At 34.2% G+C, this 17,168-nt stretch carries 17 protein-coding genes and 1 pseudogene; 5 read left to right on the plus strand and 13 right to left on the minus strand.

What is annotated here, in order from left to right; translation table 11 throughout:
- Position 1 precedes the first annotated feature (1 nt).
- Positions 2-1,879, minus strand: a complete 1,878-nt coding sequence (locus MHB39_RS22280) for a P-loop NTPase fold protein (protein WP_342545420.1) — start codon at positions 1,877-1,879, stop codon at positions 2-4.
- Between the two features lie 175 nt (positions 1,880-2,054).
- Here MHB39_RS22280 and MHB39_RS22285 point away from each other — a divergent pair, with 175 nt between their 5' ends.
- A complete protein-coding gene (locus MHB39_RS22285; RefSeq protein WP_342545421.1) occupies positions 2,055-2,474 on the plus strand; it encodes a very short patch repair endonuclease in 420 nt (139 codons plus the stop codon).
- 44 nt (positions 2,475-2,518) lie between these two features.
- Here MHB39_RS22285 and MHB39_RS22290 read toward each other — a convergent pair whose 3' ends face one another.
- Both MHB39_RS22290 and MHB39_RS22295 read right to left on the minus strand, forming a co-directional pair.
- Positions 2,519-3,706, minus strand: a complete 1,188-nt coding sequence (locus MHB39_RS22290; protein ID WP_342545422.1) for a DNA cytosine methyltransferase — start codon at positions 3,704-3,706, stop codon at positions 2,519-2,521.
- Between the two features lie 111 nt (positions 3,707-3,817).
- Positions 3,818-5,374, minus strand: coding sequence for a restriction endonuclease FokI C-terminal domain-containing protein (locus MHB39_RS22295; protein WP_342545423.1), 1,557 nt, complete (start codon positions 5,372-5,374; stop codon positions 3,818-3,820).
- Positions 5,375-5,709: 335 nt separating this feature from the next.
- Here MHB39_RS22295 and MHB39_RS22300 point away from each other — a divergent pair, with 335 nt between their 5' ends.
- Positions 5,710-6,024, plus strand: a complete 315-nt coding sequence (locus tag MHB39_RS22300) for a hypothetical protein (RefSeq protein ID WP_151112106.1) — start codon at positions 5,710-5,712, stop codon at positions 6,022-6,024.
- Positions 6,025-6,142: 118 nt separating this feature from the next.
- Here MHB39_RS22300 and MHB39_RS22305 read toward each other — a convergent pair whose 3' ends face one another.
- From MHB39_RS22305 to MHB39_RS22315, 3 genes are all read right to left on the minus strand, one after another.
- Positions 6,143-6,598 (minus strand): hypothetical protein, encoded by a 456-nt coding sequence (locus MHB39_RS22305; RefSeq protein ID WP_342545425.1) that lies wholly within the window; start codon positions 6,596-6,598, stop codon positions 6,143-6,145.
- Between the two features lie 137 nt (positions 6,599-6,735).
- Positions 6,736-7,650 carry a tetratricopeptide repeat protein gene (locus tag MHB39_RS22310; RefSeq protein ID WP_342545426.1) on the minus strand — a complete coding sequence of 305 codons (915 nt, stop codon included), beginning with the start codon at positions 7,648-7,650 and terminating at the stop codon, positions 6,736-6,738.
- Positions 7,651-7,689: 39 nt separating this feature from the next.
- Entirely contained in the window at positions 7,690-8,139 is a 450-nt protein-coding gene (locus MHB39_RS22315) for a GNAT family N-acetyltransferase (RefSeq protein ID WP_342545427.1), read from the minus strand.
- Positions 8,140-8,489: 350 nt separating this feature from the next.
- Here MHB39_RS22315 and MHB39_RS22320 point away from each other — a divergent pair, with 350 nt between their 5' ends.
- Positions 8,490-8,687, plus strand: coding sequence for a hypothetical protein (locus tag MHB39_RS22320; protein WP_342545428.1), 198 nt, complete (start codon positions 8,490-8,492; stop codon positions 8,685-8,687).
- Between the two features lie 26 nt (positions 8,688-8,713).
- On the opposite strand, the gene MHB39_RS22325 is transcribed toward MHB39_RS22320, so the two are convergent.
- Both MHB39_RS22325 and MHB39_RS22330 read right to left on the minus strand, forming a co-directional pair.
- A complete protein-coding gene (locus tag MHB39_RS22325) occupies positions 8,714-8,995 on the minus strand; it encodes a hypothetical protein (protein ID WP_342545429.1) in 282 nt (93 codons plus the stop codon).
- 35 nt (positions 8,996-9,030) lie between these two features.
- On the minus strand, positions 9,031-9,540 hold the full coding sequence (locus tag MHB39_RS22330) for a Holliday junction resolvase RecU (protein ID WP_342545430.1): 510 nt from the start codon (positions 9,538-9,540) through the stop codon (positions 9,031-9,033).
- A gap of 754 nt (positions 9,541-10,294) precedes the next feature.
- Here MHB39_RS22330 and MHB39_RS22335 point away from each other — a divergent pair.
- Together MHB39_RS22335 and MHB39_RS22340 are read left to right on the plus strand one after the other, a co-directional pair.
- Positions 10,295-10,804, plus strand: coding sequence for a hypothetical protein (locus tag MHB39_RS22335; RefSeq protein WP_342545431.1), 510 nt, complete (start codon positions 10,295-10,297; stop codon positions 10,802-10,804).
- A gap of 305 nt (positions 10,805-11,109) precedes the next feature.
- Entirely contained in the window at positions 11,110-11,850 is a 741-nt protein-coding gene (locus MHB39_RS22340) for a hypothetical protein (RefSeq protein ID WP_342545432.1), read from the plus strand.
- A gap of 51 nt (positions 11,851-11,901) precedes the next feature.
- Here MHB39_RS22340 and MHB39_RS22345 read toward each other — a convergent pair whose 3' ends face one another.
- From MHB39_RS22345 to MHB39_RS22365, 5 genes and pseudogenes are all read right to left on the minus strand, one after another.
- Positions 11,902-12,897, minus strand: coding sequence for a hypothetical protein (locus tag MHB39_RS22345; protein WP_342545433.1), 996 nt, complete (start codon positions 12,895-12,897; stop codon positions 11,902-11,904).
- A gap of 79 nt (positions 12,898-12,976) precedes the next feature.
- Positions 12,977-13,324, minus strand: a complete 348-nt coding sequence (locus MHB39_RS22350; protein ID WP_342545434.1) for a helix-turn-helix domain-containing protein — start codon at positions 13,322-13,324, stop codon at positions 12,977-12,979.
- A gap of 341 nt (positions 13,325-13,665) precedes the next feature.
- On the minus strand, positions 13,666-14,523 hold the full coding sequence (locus MHB39_RS22355) for a hypothetical protein (RefSeq protein ID WP_342545435.1): 858 nt from the start codon (positions 14,521-14,523) through the stop codon (positions 13,666-13,668).
- A gap of 620 nt (positions 14,524-15,143) precedes the next feature.
- Positions 15,144-16,241, minus strand: a pseudogene (locus MHB39_RS22360) (transposase); the annotation flags it as partial.
- Entirely contained in the window at positions 16,238-17,077 is an 840-nt protein-coding gene (locus MHB39_RS22365; protein ID WP_342545436.1) for a TnsA endonuclease N-terminal domain-containing protein, read from the minus strand. The gene MHB39_RS22365 and the pseudogene MHB39_RS22360, both read right to left, overlap by 4 nt.
- Positions 17,078-17,168 lie beyond the last annotated feature (91 nt).

A 17,168-nucleotide genomic window follows, 5' to 3' on the forward strand; every position in this document is an offset into this window, starting at 1 on the left:
ATCACCCTATCTCCCATAGCTTTTTAGACGAGTTCTTTTCGTTAATATAATAATCTTTAAGTTTATCGAATGTTTCTTTATCCATTTGCTTAAATAACAATATTTCATTTGGAGTGATTGAGCCTCTCTTATACTTTTTTAACTCTTCAAGTATTTTTGGCTTATATTGCTGGAACATCTTATAGAGTTCAATTAACACCCATAGATGATTCTTGTCCTGATTATATTTACTAATAATTCCTTTTATAATTTCGTTTCGAGTAACCTCATCCATCTCTTTTAGTTCTTCAATCTTTTTCTTTCTAATAATTTCAGAGACGGTTGGATTACATATTTGATTTATTATTTTTCTTTCTTCCTGATTTAAGTTTATTGAGAATAGTTTTTTGTCTGAAACGGAATCACGAGCTAAATAGAAATATTGCGACAAATCAACTTCAGATAAATTAGTTGGTTCAACACCAATCCATCTTTTTATTTTGTCTCCAAACCAAGCACTATTTTTCTGTTCTTGACTCGTTTTAGGCTTTTCCTCATCATTTAAACCTTCGTTTAATACCTGATTTTCAATATCTGATAACGGTTTTGGAATTCCAGCATTTTCAAACTGCCACTGATACAATTCTCTAAATAAATCCCTGTCGGTGTATTCAAGAACCATCAACTTTGCTAAAACTGATAAATTCAGTTCTATTCTTTGTATCTCAGCAAGACGTTTTCTCATATAGAATGTATTTAAAAATCGTTTGGTTTGTCTTGGATTCCCTTTAAGAGTGGCCGCAATTACACTTCCAATACTATTGAATATTTGAATTTGTTCTTCAAAATCCGATTGGCTGTAGCCCTGTTTATACTTGTTTCCATTCGCACTTGTTACACAATTGATTATTTCTACTATCTCTTTCCCGCTTATAATTTCCCCTTTAACAAAAATACCCTTATCCCTTAGCTGATTGATTAATTGGTTTAATACATCTTCACTTAAGTACATTTCGCTTATCAAAAGAAGCATATAATTTTTTATGTCGGTCTCAGCTAACTCAGCTATTCTGATAGGAAGCTGAACTATTTTTTCAATGTAATCAGTCGATACATCTATATCTACATCATCCAATTGAGGATATTTTCTCTTGATTGAATAGGTGATGATGTTCTCATCCATAGCAATAACAAAAGTAGTCTTTTCGACAGCAAGAAACAGCTTAATAGCTTCAAGTGTTTCGATTATTCTGTCGGGATTACATCTATCTAAGTCATCTATCATTATGATTAAATTATCTATCTTAGATGTACGAATAATGTTCACGAAATCCTCTCTGAATTTTCGTACATTTTCAATGATATTTTCTTGTTGCGGGGCGTTGATGTAGTCTTTTTTCATTTGAGATGCCTTGTCCAAATGCTGTCCAATCTCTTTTTCTGAATCAAAATTTTCAGGATTGAAACCTCCGAGAAGCATTGGCAAAGGATTTCCTGCTAATAGACTCAAAGATAAAGGAATGCCCTTTTTTAAGGCTGTACTACCTACCCTTATCCAATCAACTCGTTTAATTAAGTTTTTAATCTTATCCGTTGATTCCTTAAAAAATGTTTGATTTTCTTGGAGACTTTGCAGAATTGACTCCATTAATGCTGTCTTTGCATCATCATACCCCTCAAACATCCAAGCATTTACTGTAACAACTGCAATTCTTTTTTCAGTTTGATTCATGGTATTCTGTTCAATCAGATGAAGCAAAGTCGATTTTCCACTTCCCCAATTGCCAAATAATCCAATTGTCAGGGGATTCATTCGTTCGCTTGTTGCAATTTCACAAATAAGATTTGCGTAAGGTTCATATGCCAACATATCTATCTTTGAAGCATCATCAGCCCACATACATAGCACTCCATTCATTTTAAAAGAGGTTTTCCATAAAAATAAAACATACGTTCTCAAATATTTTAACTTACAATAGATTTACTTTTCAAACACTATTGTCTAATCTTATTGTAGCTTATTTACTCTATTATGTTGGGTATAAATATAGAAAGGATTATGAAGGGAGAATAATATGCCTGATAACATGTCCAAAGAAAATAGAAGCAAAACAATGAAAGCCATCCGCTCTCAATCAAAACTTGAAAATCGAATATCAAAAGAACTATGGAGAAGAGGATATAGATTTAGAAAAAACTCAAAAACCTTGGTTGGTAAACCTGATATTTCTATACAAAAGTATAAAATAGCTATATTTATCGATTCTTGCTTTTGGCATGTCTGCCCCTTACACAGCAATCAACCTAAAAGCAATCAAGAATATTGGGAAAAGAAACTTCTACGTAACCAGCAACGTGATAATGAGGTAAATGATTATTACATAAGTAACGGTTGGAATGTAAAAAGAATATGGGAACACGAAATTAAAAAGGATTTATATGGAGTGGTAGAAGATATTGCGGATTTCATAGAAAATGTAAAAAGGTCAAATTAAAAGAGCCTTGGCAGTCAAATTGCTGACCCAAGGCTGATTAAACACTATACCGTAAATTCGACCTGCTCTTCTTTTGGAGCTTCGTCATTATTTTTCTCTTTGTTTTTCTTCTTTGTTGTTGAACCTTTTCTATTTTTCTTCGTTTTACCTGTTGATAGCATTTCACTAAGCTCTTCTTCCCATTTAGAAGACTCTGTTTCATACTCTATTCCAGCAAAGGATTTTAAAACGGCCTCAATGATTACTTTTGCTCCCTCTGGCGGAACAGCCATCCCCACTTGCCTTCTAACGCTCTCTTTGCCCCCGATAAATTCAAACCAATCTGGGAACGTCTGTAGTCTTGCTCGTTCACGACTGGTTAAAGCCCTTGGTTCATTATAATGATACATATGAGTACCACCGCCACCACTTCCAGTTACAGTATAGGCTGGTGCATTAGGGTCTAATCTCTTATAAATATTAGACATCCTTGCACCCTTCACATTCAGCCTTAAATGTTCAGGAATTCCTTCATACCAAGCGTTTTCCCCTGGAGGTATGTACTCCAACATTTCTATTACCTTACTTTGGTGTTTTGTAAATTCATGATTAAAGGCATCTTCTGAAATCGGTGGTTCTTCCAATGCTTGACGAGAAGTTTGCCAAGACGTAGAATCTTTGAACGGTGCTTTTGGCACTTTAAATGTCCATCCAAAGTCTTTGTGAATACCAACAATAATTATACGATGACGTGATTGCGGTACTCCATATTCTTGGAATTTATATAGGTGAGGTGTAATATTGTATCCCGCCTCTTCCATCTCTTGTAGGATTTTAATAAACGCCTGTCCTTCATTAGCACTTTCCAACCCACCAACATTTTCAGCAATAAACCATTTTGGTTTATGATGTTTTAAGACTTTTATTCCATACGTATATAAAGGACCATACTCTCCTTCTAAGCCTTTTGATTCTCCAATAATTGAATAGTCATTGCATGGAAAACCGAAAGCAAAGGCATCAATTTCAGGAAGTTTGGTAATATCCAATTTCCGTACATCACCACAAATAACTGTTTCGGGGTTGTCTGGACAAATATTATGACGAAAGGTCTCGCAAGTTGCTTCATCGTAGTCATTTGCCCAAGCATGTTCAACTTTAAAAAGTTCCCCGTCTTTTTCAACTTCAGCCATTTTTGCACCAAGCGTTAAACCGCCAGGTCCGCAAAATAGCTCTCCTTTTTTAAATATCATTTACGACAACTCCAAATGTTCGTTCTTTGTTCGACATATCAAATTATACACTATACAAGTTTTATTGAAAATAATCAAGACTTACTAATAAAAGACTCCAAATAAAGGAGTCTATAATGAATCTATTTCTGACATCGTGATTACAGAGTTATTTGCAAACAATATTCTAAGTGAATTATGGTCAATTGGAGTAGCTTGGTAACGTTGAAGCAGCCTAATAACATTTCTTGCAGTAATAACACTACCATTTACATTTGTTCGGTCAGCTATATTCTGAACCTGAGAAGCGATGTTGCTTCCGAAACCGTCAGCAACATACATAAAAAACTCAACATTGCCATATTGATTTTGATAAGTTGGTATATAGTTGTTTACCATTCTATTTCTATGGTCATTATTAATCGTATAGGTTCGGTATGCTTTTGTATCTATTATTCCAGAGTAATTTTGTGGCGACTCCACAAATATGTCAGGATGCAAAGCATGATTACCGACATGCTCCGCATGGAATCCTAATTGTTCAAAAATACCACGAGTCGCAATTTCAAATTCTGTTGCCAGTTCCGTTCCGCTTATTGCCATATTAAGATAACTTGCCTCAAATTGGCTAAAGGTATCTGGTCTGAATCCATCCAACGCATCTTCCACTTCACGAATACTATAGCCTGTTGAATCAGCAATTTCTCTGACTAAAGAAACTGTAAAGTTTGTGATAGGTCTCGTACCCGCAATATGAAGCAAATCACTGCGAATCCTTCTCTCTCTATATAAATTATCCGTAACTGTCTGACCGCCAAAATTGCGGTTATCTCTGTTTTGCCCAGGTGCTAAACCAAATCCTCTTTGAAAGTTTTCAATACCATAAGGATGGTTCGTGTCAAGCTGTCTTATATTAGTGCCATCATTTAAAATTGCATCTACATCACTGATTCTGTCCTGTGGTATATAAATACCATTTGAATTTCTTTCGATAAGTTGCGTGTACTCTAAATAATTTATAAATGTATTTGCAATATCCTCTAAATACGATAGGGTCTTTTCTCTTGAACGCAAACCAGTTGTACTACTTAGGTACTGCTCTTCAAAATCAGAAGGTAATATTGCATCTCCATTTAAACGGTAGCTGATTATTCTCTGCACAACATGTTCAAAACAATTACGTGATTCATTCTCACCTTCTGTGATTACAAACCGACCGATTTCCTCTTTAGATAAAGACTGGACTCGGCTATCAGCAAGTAGTCTTAATAAAAATCTAAACGGTCTTACTTGGAAGCGATAATGTATATTTACTCTTCCTCTAACTGAATATGGAGACGGATACTGCAACTTCATTAACTGATTTGTGATAATAGGTACAGGAGGCTGACCAGCTAATAACGCTTCTCCTGCTAATGTTGTTCGGACAATATCTGTATTTGTTTCCCTAAAAATAAGACCTAAATTGTATAGCCATGATTCATAAGTTCTTGCTCCACCCGCTCGTCTATCTCGCCTTTGCCCAGCCCTTTTTAACCCATATCTTTCTAATTCTGCTTCAAAATCCAGTTGGCGGTTTAAGTTGCTTCTCCAATTGTCTCCTAAAGTTTGTAATGTAAAAAGCGAAAGAACATCAACCACTGGGTACAATTTTCGCTTGTTTCGAGGAACTTGCCAATTATTAATCATAGTTGCAACTCCAATGCAAAAGTTTTCTTATATGTAAAATGCCTAACCCACACTAAAAAATCTTATATATACTATAGTCAAAATTATAGCAAACATTAAAAAAACTGTAATCAAAGTTTTCTAATGGATTTGAGTGTGTTTTTAAGTTCAATCAAGGGTAGGTATGGTATTTGTTAAAGATACTATATGTGAGGTGTACAGAATATTCTTTTATCCTGCAGCCACACTTAATTAATGAGAGTAAAGAGAAAGTGTTTAACCGAAAAAATTGCTAAAACACAGCTGCCATTTTTTATGCTATGTTAGAGCTATAAAATATAGTTGAGGTGGTAGCTTTGGCGAATACAGTGCAAGTTGAGGATTTATTAAATCGTGTGGGGAAAAGAATTTTTGTAAAATACTATGAAGATTTTAAGGAATTAGAAACGAAGAATGTTCCAAACCAAGTAGTTGTTGAAAAGATTCAGGAGGATTTCACACAAAAGTCTAAGAATTCAAGAACTGCAAAAGCTAAGCGTATATTCGTTGAAGGAAAACAAATAGAAGCACTAAAAATTATTGTAGAATCCAATCATCCGAGTGTACATTCATTTCAAGGAAAAGCAAATGAGTTGCTCCGTAAAGAATTAAATAAAGAACTTATTGTGTAATTAAAATAAACTATGCTTTACTCAATACAAACAATTTTCGACTGCATTATGCAGTCTTTTTCTATTAAAATATCATTTTATTTAACTCACTAAAAAAACACCATAAAAATGGCGTTCTCTACATATCTCTATTTTTCAATCCCTCAACAAAGCCATTCCACATTTCTTTCTCTTCTTGTTCAATCTCTTCACGTTCTTGTTGAATTTCAGCATTATCCTTTTCAATTACTCTTACTATCTCAGGATTCTTCAATTCGTTTTCAAGATACATTTTAACTAAATCTATGTTAGAGTATTCTGTTAGATAATCCGAGTCAATGGATAGATTTCTAAGCAACTCGCCAACTTCATTTAAATAAAGAGCCACTACTTTATTGCCAATATTATAGTCCCCTTCTTTTTCTGGAAAAGACATCCCGTTTTGAGAATCACTAATAAGCGTTTTTGTAGCTTTCACATGTAAATCCAATCCGCCAAAATGAGCCAATTCTTGGTCATCTACACCTTCACATTTAATCATAATATCATTTCCCTTACGGTCAACACTATGTACTTCAAACCAGCCTTTTTCCATTATGTATATCTCCCTTTATTAATTTCTCACTTTATTAATTTCTCAAAAATTATGGTTGGTTATATTTTGAAATAATTTAATTGTTTTGTCTATCCTTTATTCCCATATTATTCAATAGTGTTTTCATACCTTTTAACCTAATCTTTATATTCAGGGTGATTATGGCGATTGCAACCATAGAGATAACACGCTGTCTGGATAGATGTATCGAATTCCATAGCAGGAACATAGCCAGACGAGACTTTTTCAAACATTTGCTCATATCCTTTCTTTTCATTGAGCAATTCTTTAATATGGGCTTGTTTATCACTCTCTGTCCAATCTTCATCGCATTCTTCTTCATGTGCATCTTTAATTTCTTCTATTTTTACGTTAATTGCTTCATTCAACAGTTCTTGAGACCGAGTAGGATTGTTTATTTTTAGCAATGAATAGATATATCGAGCAATCCAATTTGGTTGTTTCCAGTAACTATTCCAACCTTTTTCAAACCATTTTATCGCATCTTCATAACAGCTTAACTCAACATATAAATCTGCCACATCCACTTCTCCGACAAATTCATCATCATTCTCGGAAAAAGTATCAAGTTTACGTTTTGCTTCACCGCTATTTCCTAATTCAATCAAACACTTTACATGGCTATAGAAGGCGAAATCAGACGGTTCTGAAGCTAAAAGGAAATACTTTGAAGCATCCTCTATATTCCCCAAATGATAATTAGCAACCGCTAAGTTGTTATAAGCAGTTTTTGAAGACTGGACAGAGATTGCCTTTTCCAATATATCTCTTGCAGATTCCCATTTTTCTTGTCTACAATAAATCTCTCCAGCCAAATTATACGGAAAATGAGAGTTAGGATTCATATTAATAGCTTCATCTAATAAAGGAAGAGCCTTTGTGTCATCATATTCCTCGTAACAATAAATCCAAGCAAGGTTATTTAGAGATTGGACATCTCTTGTTATTTCTACAGCTTCTTTAAATAACTTTAACGATTCATCATATTGATTTTCTTCCAGCAATTCAATTGCTTTACGATTGATGTTCAACAGATTTCCCCCTTACGTAGATGGCTAAACTGCTACCCTCTACAAGATATTAAACTCCAACCATTCATTAGTTTCCTTGAAACCAAACTTCTTATATACAGGTTTACCCAATTTTGAAGCCCCAAGCCATATGTTTGAGATACCTCCAGCTTTTGCTTCATCAACTAATTTAGTCATCAAAGTGGTGGCAATGCCTTTTCCTCGGTAATTTTCATTGGTGTACATATTTGTAATATAGCCCTTCTTACCGCTTTTATTGGTATATGTAGGTGGAAATTCATAATAAATAATTGCACCACAAGCAATCATTTCTTCATTATCTTCTACTACCCATTGAATTAAAGAACCATCACTTAGTTTATTTTTAAAGAAATTACTCAGTTCGTTATCAATATCTATAGTTGGTTCTATCCCCTCGTCAATCAATTGCTTTTTCCTCAAATGAATTAATTTATCGATGTCATCAATGTTTGCTTTACGATATTTCATCTTTCAACCACTCCTATTTATAAAAAACCATCGCACATTATGCCCGTCACTTGAATAAAGGTAACTTACATTTCTTATTCGCTAACTCACTTAACATCAGAATAATTTGATGGCAAATTGCTTTTCCGTTTTATAACTTACTATTTTATCTTAAGGAAGCCTTTTATATGATTCAAGTATGACTCGAAAAAACTGTGAAATCCATTTAACAAATTTTCTGTCAGTGTCCTTACATCAATGTTGATTGTTTTCAAAATCTATTGGCAGGTAATAGATTTCCCTACCCTATTCTATAATCTATTAGGCTAATAAACAGGGGTAATCATTTACAACAGTAAAGGTGGCAGAGCATGAAAAAGGTGGAGATAATTCTTACAAAAGAGTTAGAAAAAGAAATAGGTGAAATTGTACAACTCAAGTCTTATGGTAATTATGTAGCAAAGGAAGAAGATGTTATTTTGAAGGTATTAGAACTGTACACAAGCCGATACAAAAGCATGGTGAAAGGCTCAATAAATGCCATTGATAAAGCAACAAAAAGAAAATAGAAGCTCCTTCACAGGGGCTTCTGATACTATCCTATTTCTCTTTCATTTACAAACTCAATTTCACCCCCATATTTCTCTTTTACCTTGCTCAAATCGCCTGTAAATGGCTTTAGCGTAAGCCATAATTGGGTCTGATAGCATTTAAATTCTGTCAGCCTGTATAGTTTTTCATTCAGCTTAATGACCCTTTCTTTTCTATACCAGCCCATAAATACTGGCTTATCATCTACTTCCCTTTTAAGGATAGTCCATAAATTATGGTAAAACACGTCTTCATATTTTCTTTCAATTTCAATTATTTTCCTCACCTTCATTCCTCCGTTTCTTTAAATTACGATTGAATTTAATATTTTAGTAGATTACATAAATCATATTGATAGCGAGTTCGCTTTAATTTTTGCGGAATCAGAATCCCCTTGTCTCTTGCCCATTCTAATGAAAAACTCTTGCGTTCTCCCATATGGTAAAAATGATAAACAGTTACCGCATCTACAAAATACGTTTCATTGTTATCACGATAATTGAATACAAATCCAGCTATTATCCCCTTTATTTTGTTGTGTCGGTACAATGATTCAATTTGATTGGGTTGTATAGCTCCGAATGGAATGGATTTACCTTTGTGGCTCTTCAGTTCTAAAAGGTAGATGTTAGGGTTTTTATATAGGATAAAGTCGCAAGGATTCTTCACATTAGCAAATCCTAAACTGTCGTCTTTTAACCGATAAGAAAATACAGCTTCATCCGCTGGAACGGAATCATAAAACTCCTTCTCAAAAACCTTCCCTGGATTCCTACTGCTCCTATTCTTTTTGTCTTTCGTTGCAATTACTATGGTTGTCCCTCCCTTCATGTCCAATTTGTATATGATAGCAATTGAACATGAAATACATAACAGTTACCCTGTTCAACCCTTGATTACTGAATTTTGAGCCACTGCGATTATATATCATGAGCCATATTGCTTTTACACTGAAAAGCCAATAAATGAGTTTTGTTATTATCTACAATCATCCTATTTTTAGTATTTTGCTTACTGTGATTTTTCAAAAGAAATGTAGACTTAATGAGGTATTAGTAATTGGTTTTAATTATATTGGCATTTTTTAGAGACCTGAGATATTTGGAAAGAGGCTTTTATCCAAAAACAGCTTGGCTGTGATTAAAAGTTCCCAATGTTGTTACTGAGGAATGACGACTTTTTTAATAGACAGAGGTCTTTTGGAAGAGGTCTTAGACATTTAAAAAAGAACCTTATATCGCATTTTGCAAATCAATTTCAGATGTTTTTTTGTACTATATAGGTTTATGTTTTCCAAATGTTACGGAGCAATTCTAACCCTTGATACGACTCGATTCATAGGCAATTTCAACCCCAAAATATCAATCTCATTTTACAGGAGGTTTGCATCGGTCAATTGTTGAATAGGAGTCTATTTCCTGTACAAATGTAGATATGTTTCAAACAACTTTTAACCTCCTACCTTTACTTTTAGCACCGTTCTCCCATACGAATCACTGCTTAAAATAGCTCCGACAGAGTGCAGTTATAAAGGCGAAATAAGTCTACTATAATACTAAAAAACTAATAGAAAGGGGCAAGAGGTATGAACAAAGATAGATTTTTTACAATGGATGTTGACAAACGAGTAGAAGAAATCAACAAAATGCTGGTAAATAGCGATTTAAAGGGGGTTGCAGAGGCTTTAGGGATAGCCTATTCCAGCTTCACAAAATCTATGCAGTCTGGCGACTATACGTATATAGCCAGAGAGAACCAATACTTCAAGTTTATTCGGGATAAAGAATTATTAGGAACTGTAAAACCCTCTACTAAAGCAACAACTGGCTTTCAAGAGGAACTAACTTTTATAAAAGAGAATATTGAAACCTTAAAAAGACTGATTAGCACCATTGATGAAAGCCCTACACTTGTTTTAGATAAAGAAATATACAATTCTAAAGCCAGATACGTGAATAAAAACCTGAAGCTAAATGAAGCCATTTATGAAAAGTTCTCAAAGTTGTGCGAGAACCAGTTCCCCCACCTTAAGGTTCAAGACTTAATTGCCCAAGCCTTGTTATCTTTTACAAATGACTTTCAGACAAATGAATAGAATGTATTTATATTAGGCACAGTTAAAAGCTACTGTGCCTTTTTTTCAATTCTAAACCAGAAATCCTTCCATAATGACTTGCATTACCGCAGTTTCTATTAATAAAGACATGAATATTTTCATACTTTCTATGTAATTGCTCCGAACAATTACGAAAATAACAAGAATTATTATGAATCTATTTCGGAATTCTTTCTCAATTGTTACGATATATTTATGGAACAAACACTATTTAAACAAAGCTACTTAACTTATGTAAGTAGAATATGAGAAACGAAAAAAAGGATTATATGTGAGGTGGCATTATGTACAGGCAGTTTTCTAAAGAAGTGATTAATAAGCTAAAGTATTATGTTTATATTTACTCTGACCCCGAAACCGAGGAAATATTTTATGTGGGGAAAGGCATCGGCAATCGGGTATTTTCCCATTTAACCGACTCTGAGGATTCGGAAAAGACCCTTTATATTAAACGCATAATGGATAGAGGACAAGAGCCCAAAATTGAAATTCTCACTCATGGCTTAGAAGACGAGCACACAGCGTTAAAAGTTGAGGCCGCTATTATTGATTTAATTGGGAAGGATAGATTAACAAATAGAGTTCGGGGATGGCAAAGTGGAGTCTTTGGAAGAGTGGAAGTTAATCAATTGATTTCACATTATGAAAGAGAGCAAGTCGATATAGATGTACCAGTGATTTTAATTCGTTTAAATCGTTTGTTTCGCTATGATATGACCGATATTGAACTATATGATGCAACAAGAGGGGTTTGGCGAATAGGATTAGACAGAGAAAAGGTTGAATATGCCTTTGCAGTATTTGATGGAATTGTTCATGAAGTCTACGAGGTGATAGCATGGTTTCAAGCTGGAAGTACATTCAATACAAGGGGTTCATTAGAAGATGAACCAAATCGCTGGGAGTTTGTCGGTCAAAGAGCCGAGGAAACTCTAAGGTCTAAGTATATTGGGAAATCAGTTGAGCATTACCTGCCAAGAAATGCACAAAACCCTATTAAATACGTTAATATCAAGGAAGATTAAAATGATATTAGATAAGGCACTGGGATAACCCAATGCCTTGTTCCTGCTTAACTATAGACTATATTCAAATTCTCCCCACATATCAAGTCTCTCCTCCTCACCATAAAGAACATCATTACTGAATGCCAAGATAAATTTCTCAGCAACATCTACTAACCTATCAACTGTTTCTCTTACACTCCTTCCTCTTGATTTAAAGGAGTAAGTTATGGTGTGTTTATCATCCAAAAATTTTAGCTCCTCCCCAATTAATTCTTTTGCCTTCTCTTCTCTCTCCTTTATTTTGTAATAGATTGGTGGACTAAACTCTCTAAATCTTAACTCTACGAACGCACGATAACGCATATCCTCTACTGTTAGCATAAGCGACACACCAGATTTTCCGAATCCACATGGGATAATCCTCAAATTATCAAGATTGGATTTCTGCCTTTGGAATGATAAAAAATATGGAATCCTTTCTCTTAATTGCAGTAAGAGATAGTTGTTTACATCCTCCCTATTAGTAAAATCCCAATCAATCTTTTCCGTATATTTCTTGTTCCCCTTAATTGGTCGAATAATGCTCATTTCCTTTTGTAATTGGATGGGATTAGAGACTTCATTGAGGATATGAAGGTTTTCATAGACTTTCAACTTATGTGTTCCACTATTCAATAAGTCAATTCCCTTAAATAATTCAGGATTAATCGTTACAAAGTAAAGGTTGACTTTTTTGCTCGAATTCAATATTTTATCTCTCAACTGCTTTACGTATTTATCCTTAAACCCTACCGCTTGATAAATAATAATCCCTTTATCAATAGCCTCTATCAGCTTAAGAAGTCGGTATTGGTGAGAATAATCCGATTTCAACAACACATTCTCTACAAAGACCTCTACTCCTAAATCCTGTTCTATCCCATACATATCAATTTTCAACCCTGCAAATTTTGTTTCTAATTCTAATCCTGCTAATTTCAAGTTCAATTCCTTTTCTAAAATTTGAGGATTTTCAAATTGCGAAAGTGTAAATATGAATTCACGCTCACTTGAATTTTTAGACATTTTTCTCTAACCTCCAAAAAATATAGAAAAAGAGAACCAGTAAAAAATACATAGTTCTCTTTCCTCGCCTGTTTGATGATTATTTTAAAGACCTTAAAAATGTATCAACTCTGTTTAAAATCTCCACAGAATCCAAATGTTTACTATGTTCTTCCCATTCACAATCAAGTAATGCCTCTATTAATCCTAATAAATCCTCCCTTGTTTCCATAGTCGGAAGTTTCCCTTTTATAAGATATTCTTGATTAACCATAACTTCTTGAATACTTTTTAAAGGAAGCTCACCCTCGCTTGGTTCAATATCAATCAAATCAGTAATATCTACTTTTAGTGCCTTTGCCAAATTTTTGATTATGGGATAGGTAGGCGCTTTTTTCTTCCCACGCTCTAAAGAATTTACGTAGCCTGGGTCAATTTTCGCCATCATTCCCAATTATTTACAGGTATAACCTCTGAGACCTCTATAATATTTTAATTGTTGAGCAAATGTTCTTGGCATCTCTCGTACTTCTCTACTACTCATAAAAACTCATTCCTCCTGGTTTATCTGTCTAATCCGAATTGATAGATTAGAACATCCTGTTTTTATAGGTTTCTTAATAGAACCCTTGTTTGTATTAACCTTATATTATAGATAGGAAAGTTTGATTTATAACTGATAGAAAAGGAGTCGCACATAGTTCGGCATGTTGACACAAAAAGACACCTTACCACTGCGAGGCAAAGTGTCTATCTCTACTTAATATTGTCTATTCTTAAAAATGCTTTTCACTCGTTGATTCGGTATTCTTCCAAATACTCATTTTCAGTATAAATTCTCAAAATATCAGAAACTCGTACATAAGCATCATTTTTCAAATTAGAATAACAATCGTCTATACTATTGTAAAAAAGGTCATTGTTTATTCTTCTTAATGATTGATTTATAAGCCATTTTATTTTCCTTATATTAATTTCACTTTCATCCAAATAATTGATTTCATTCTTATCAATATCAAAATTCCAATCAGCGAATCGTGAGAGTGTTGCCTTATATTTTATGACATAACAAGATATATCATTCATCCAGTCATATTCTATATTTGGCACTCTTAAAAATTCAGCCAAATTATATAGAAACTCAGGTCTCCTTCTAATCCCTCCGCCATATTTAAGCACATTGTCAGAATAAAAGAATGAATTTAGTTGGAAGTCCTTATACAATTTGTAGATAATCCAATCAATCGGTTCACTTATGCCATTATAATCTTTGCTTATATCAAAGAGCTTATCTTGATATTGAATTTGTTTCTTTTCAATTTCAATGCGAACTCCGTAATTCCTTAAATAAGCCCTTAAGGGCGTATCCTTTATGATGGCTTGTTGCAAATTTAAAAGTCCATACTTCTTTAAGGATGAACAATTATCCTTATCCGTAGTTACGTGCAATGAAGTTATATAAATCTCAAAATCCAACAGAGAATGTTCACTTAATCCTAACAAACTTAAAAAACCCTCTGCATCATAATCATCCTTATGACTTGCACAGTATTTCGTAATTTGTCGTTCATCCACACCCAATAATTTGCTCATTGAGCCAATTGTATCTTGAAGTGTAGTCATGTCATAAATAATTTGCTCCCCCATAAAACCTCTCCAAATTAAGATTTTATAATTAGCATAGCACAGAACTATAGAATATCATCAAAATTCCAATCTTTTGCTATTTCCTCCCTTTACCCTCTTTTCCTACTTAGTTCAGAATCACGTTAGATTCCATCTCAAAAAATCCCTGCCTTCTATGTAGTCGCAAAATTAAAGTGTTCCCTCCCCCCTTCTTCCAAACCCTTGCCACTCCTGCCTCACTCCGATTTTCCAATTTCTGTCGTTAAACATAAACGGTAAATATCCCTCGCTCTCTTGCTCCTGCTTTTTGTCAGAAATCAGGATTTTTAGGAAAACATAAACGGTAAATGGAATGACAAGAATTAGGAGGTTAAAGAATAGATTTCCCTTCTTTTTCTCCTGCCTTTTTTCGCTATTTCCTTCCTGCCTTCTTTTTAAAAACTGTTGGTTTTTCAGGCCTTTCCCCCGCTTTTATATTCGCTTTCCTCTTGCCTTTCTCATGCTTTTTCCAGGCTTTTTAGAAACAAAAAACACGAGGAAAACTGGAGAGTTGCTCCAATTTCCACTCGTGCTATTTACCGTTTATGTTTGACCATTTTACATTTAGTTTTGCTATTTACCGTTTATGATTTGCGGTAACAGGTCGGCCATTGTTCTTTTGTAATATCGATGCCATACTGCTTACAAAATTCGACTTTATCAGCAACCATATTATCTAAACCCATCATCGCTCCTAACCATGAAGGTCCTTCTAAGCCTACGTAAATACCTGTAATGATGCGTGAGTAAACATCAACAATGGCATAAATTACAGGTCTACCAATAATTCGATTGACATCAAAAGAACTCACCAAGTAAATGTCTGCAATCGTTGCATCAACTTGAAAGCGTGTGCCCGGTCCATTCGTTTCCACTTTAGAATTACTTAATATCGGACGATGTTTCAGCTCATACTCTTTTGCACTTTTACGAAATTCAATATCCTTCTTCGGATCTTCTAATTTCTTGAACCAATAATAAAACTGGTGGTACGACGGAATGCGATTAGATTCCCAAATACGATAATGAATTTCTCCGTTTTCCTTATAGCGGTCTGAGTAAAAGTCCCGCAAAATAAACCCATACACGTCCTTTAAAGAATAATTATTCGATTTACGGTAGTATTTGTTTATTGCATGCTCAAATTGTGTTTTGATTTCATCTGTAATGTTAATACCACTTCGATATTCACCGTTAACTGTCACTCTACGTGGACGTCCTACTTTTTCATCGTTTAGTTTTTTCGCTTTACCTCGACCGCCTGAGTTTGCATAGTCGGGAAGCATCGCATTTTTATTCATGCCACGTTGCCAATAGCGACTAAGTAATTTTTTAACCTTTGTCGGCGTAACATTCAATCTTACAGCTATCTCTTTAATTTTTATTTCTCTACCATTCTTCTGAAGCAAATTGCTCATTTCTTCCAAACAGTACGTTTGAATGATTTCCCAATCTACATTTCGTTTTTGAATTTGCACTTCTGTTAATTCTTCTTCTGCGACTGCACCTGCAAAAGGATCTGCGATAATAATCCATTCTTTTTGTTCTATATCCGTTATTAACGATGAGTAGAGTTCTTTTTTAGGCATGGATGTATTAGCATCAATATTGACGGTATACACATAAGATTCTTTAATTTCAATAATACGAATACGAGTTGAATCTTTTACAGATTGAAGTACTTGGTTAATATAAATCATCCATATTTCACCTTCTTCAGTTTACTTTCATCAATTGACTGAATGACAAGCGGTTGCTCTACGTTTAATGGCTCTAACATATCAATACGAAGCGTTTTAGTAGCGAGTAAATGATAAAACAGTGTCATACCACTACCTAAAGGCATATGCGTATCCTTATCAAATTCATTCGTAATAGCTTTAACACTTTCGTTATTTGTTAAAAGGCGCTGCAATAGTGCCATAGCTAAATCTTCGATGTGCTGAGAACTTAGATTTTGAAAAGCATCATAATGCTCCAAACTGTAATAATCATGAATATAGCTAACATTTCTAGCCATTTCTTTCGGAATTTCTAGCTCCGTTACAATGCCCCAATCAATCTGTCTTCTTTCCCAATACACACGTTCAATTTCAAATTTCTCAATGACACGCTCTTTTAACAGCTCATCTTTCATTTTTATAGTTCTAGTAAGCTCAACTAATCCTTCACCTTTATCTACGGTTAATAAAAAATCCGTTGTCATAACAACTGGCTCATTTGTTTTAGGATCGGTAGGATGCTTAATACCTAGTTCATCTGCAATGACAATTGTTTCTTCCAACGGTAATAAAGGAAATTGTTCTCGAATATCTACAACGAAATCAGAATATTCAGTTATATAAAAATAGTTTCGTTCTAAATCTGATAAAAACTCATGTTGCCTATTAGTTTTAATACCTTTTAAACGTGTAGACCTTCCTAATGAGGAAACATCTTGAATGTTTAACCAAGGCTTATAATCCATACCTATTCCAGATCCTCGACCTTCTTTAATCCATTTTTCAATTTGCGATATTCTGGTTCTTTTGGACATAAAAACACCCCTTTAGATTAATATAATCCAAAGGGGCGAAACGGTGCAACTTTTTTACAAACGGTATAACTTTGTTTCAAACAGTACATCT

The sequence above is a fragment of the Lysinibacillus sp. FSL K6-4013 genome, assembly GCF_038630435.1.
GTDB lineage: Bacteria > Bacillota > Bacilli > Bacillales_A > Planococcaceae > Lysinibacillus > Lysinibacillus boronitolerans.

Coding starts and splice junctions, on each gene's coding strand:
- MHB39_RS22295 (WP_342545423.1), bottom strand. CDS start 5,374: ATGATTAATAATTGGCAAGTTCCTCGAAACAAGCGAAAATTGTACCCA.
- MHB39_RS22285 (WP_342545421.1), top strand. CDS start 2,055: ATGCCTGATAACATGTCCAAAGAAAATAGAAGCAAAACAATGAAAGCC.
- MHB39_RS22280 (WP_342545420.1), bottom strand. CDS start 1,879: ATGTGGGCTGATGATGCTTCAAAGATAGATATGTTGGCATATGAACCT.
- MHB39_RS22320 (WP_342545428.1), top strand. CDS start 8,490: ATGAAAAAGGTGGAGATAATTCTTACAAAAGAGTTAGAAAAAGAAATA.
- MHB39_RS22365 (WP_342545436.1), bottom strand. CDS start 17,077: ATGTCCAAAAGAACCAGAATATCGCAAATTGAAAAATGGATTAAAGAA.
- MHB39_RS22340 (WP_342545432.1), top strand. CDS start 11,110: ATGTACAGGCAGTTTTCTAAAGAAGTGATTAATAAGCTAAAGTATTAT.
- MHB39_RS22355 (WP_342545435.1), bottom strand. CDS start 14,523: ATGGGGGAGCAAATTATTTATGACATGACTACACTTCAAGATACAATT.
- MHB39_RS22290 (WP_342545422.1), bottom strand. CDS start 3,706: ATGATATTTAAAAAAGGAGAGCTATTTTGCGGACCTGGCGGTTTAACG.
- MHB39_RS22350 (WP_342545434.1), bottom strand. CDS start 13,324: ATGATGGCGAAAATTGACCCAGGCTACGTAAATTCTTTAGAGCGTGGG.
- MHB39_RS22315 (WP_342545427.1), bottom strand. CDS start 8,139: ATGAAATATCGTAAAGCAAACATTGATGACATCGATAAATTAATTCAT.
- MHB39_RS22330 (WP_342545430.1), bottom strand. CDS start 9,540: ATGAAGGGAGGGACAACCATAGTAATTGCAACGAAAGACAAAAAGAAT.
- MHB39_RS22345 (WP_342545433.1), bottom strand. CDS start 12,897: ATGTCTAAAAATTCAAGTGAGCGTGAATTCATATTTACACTTTCGCAA.
- MHB39_RS22305 (WP_342545425.1), bottom strand. CDS start 6,598: ATGGAAAAAGGCTGGTTTGAAGTACATAGTGTTGACCGTAAGGGAAAT.
- MHB39_RS22335 (WP_342545431.1), top strand. CDS start 10,295: ATGAACAAAGATAGATTTTTTACAATGGATGTTGACAAACGAGTAGAA.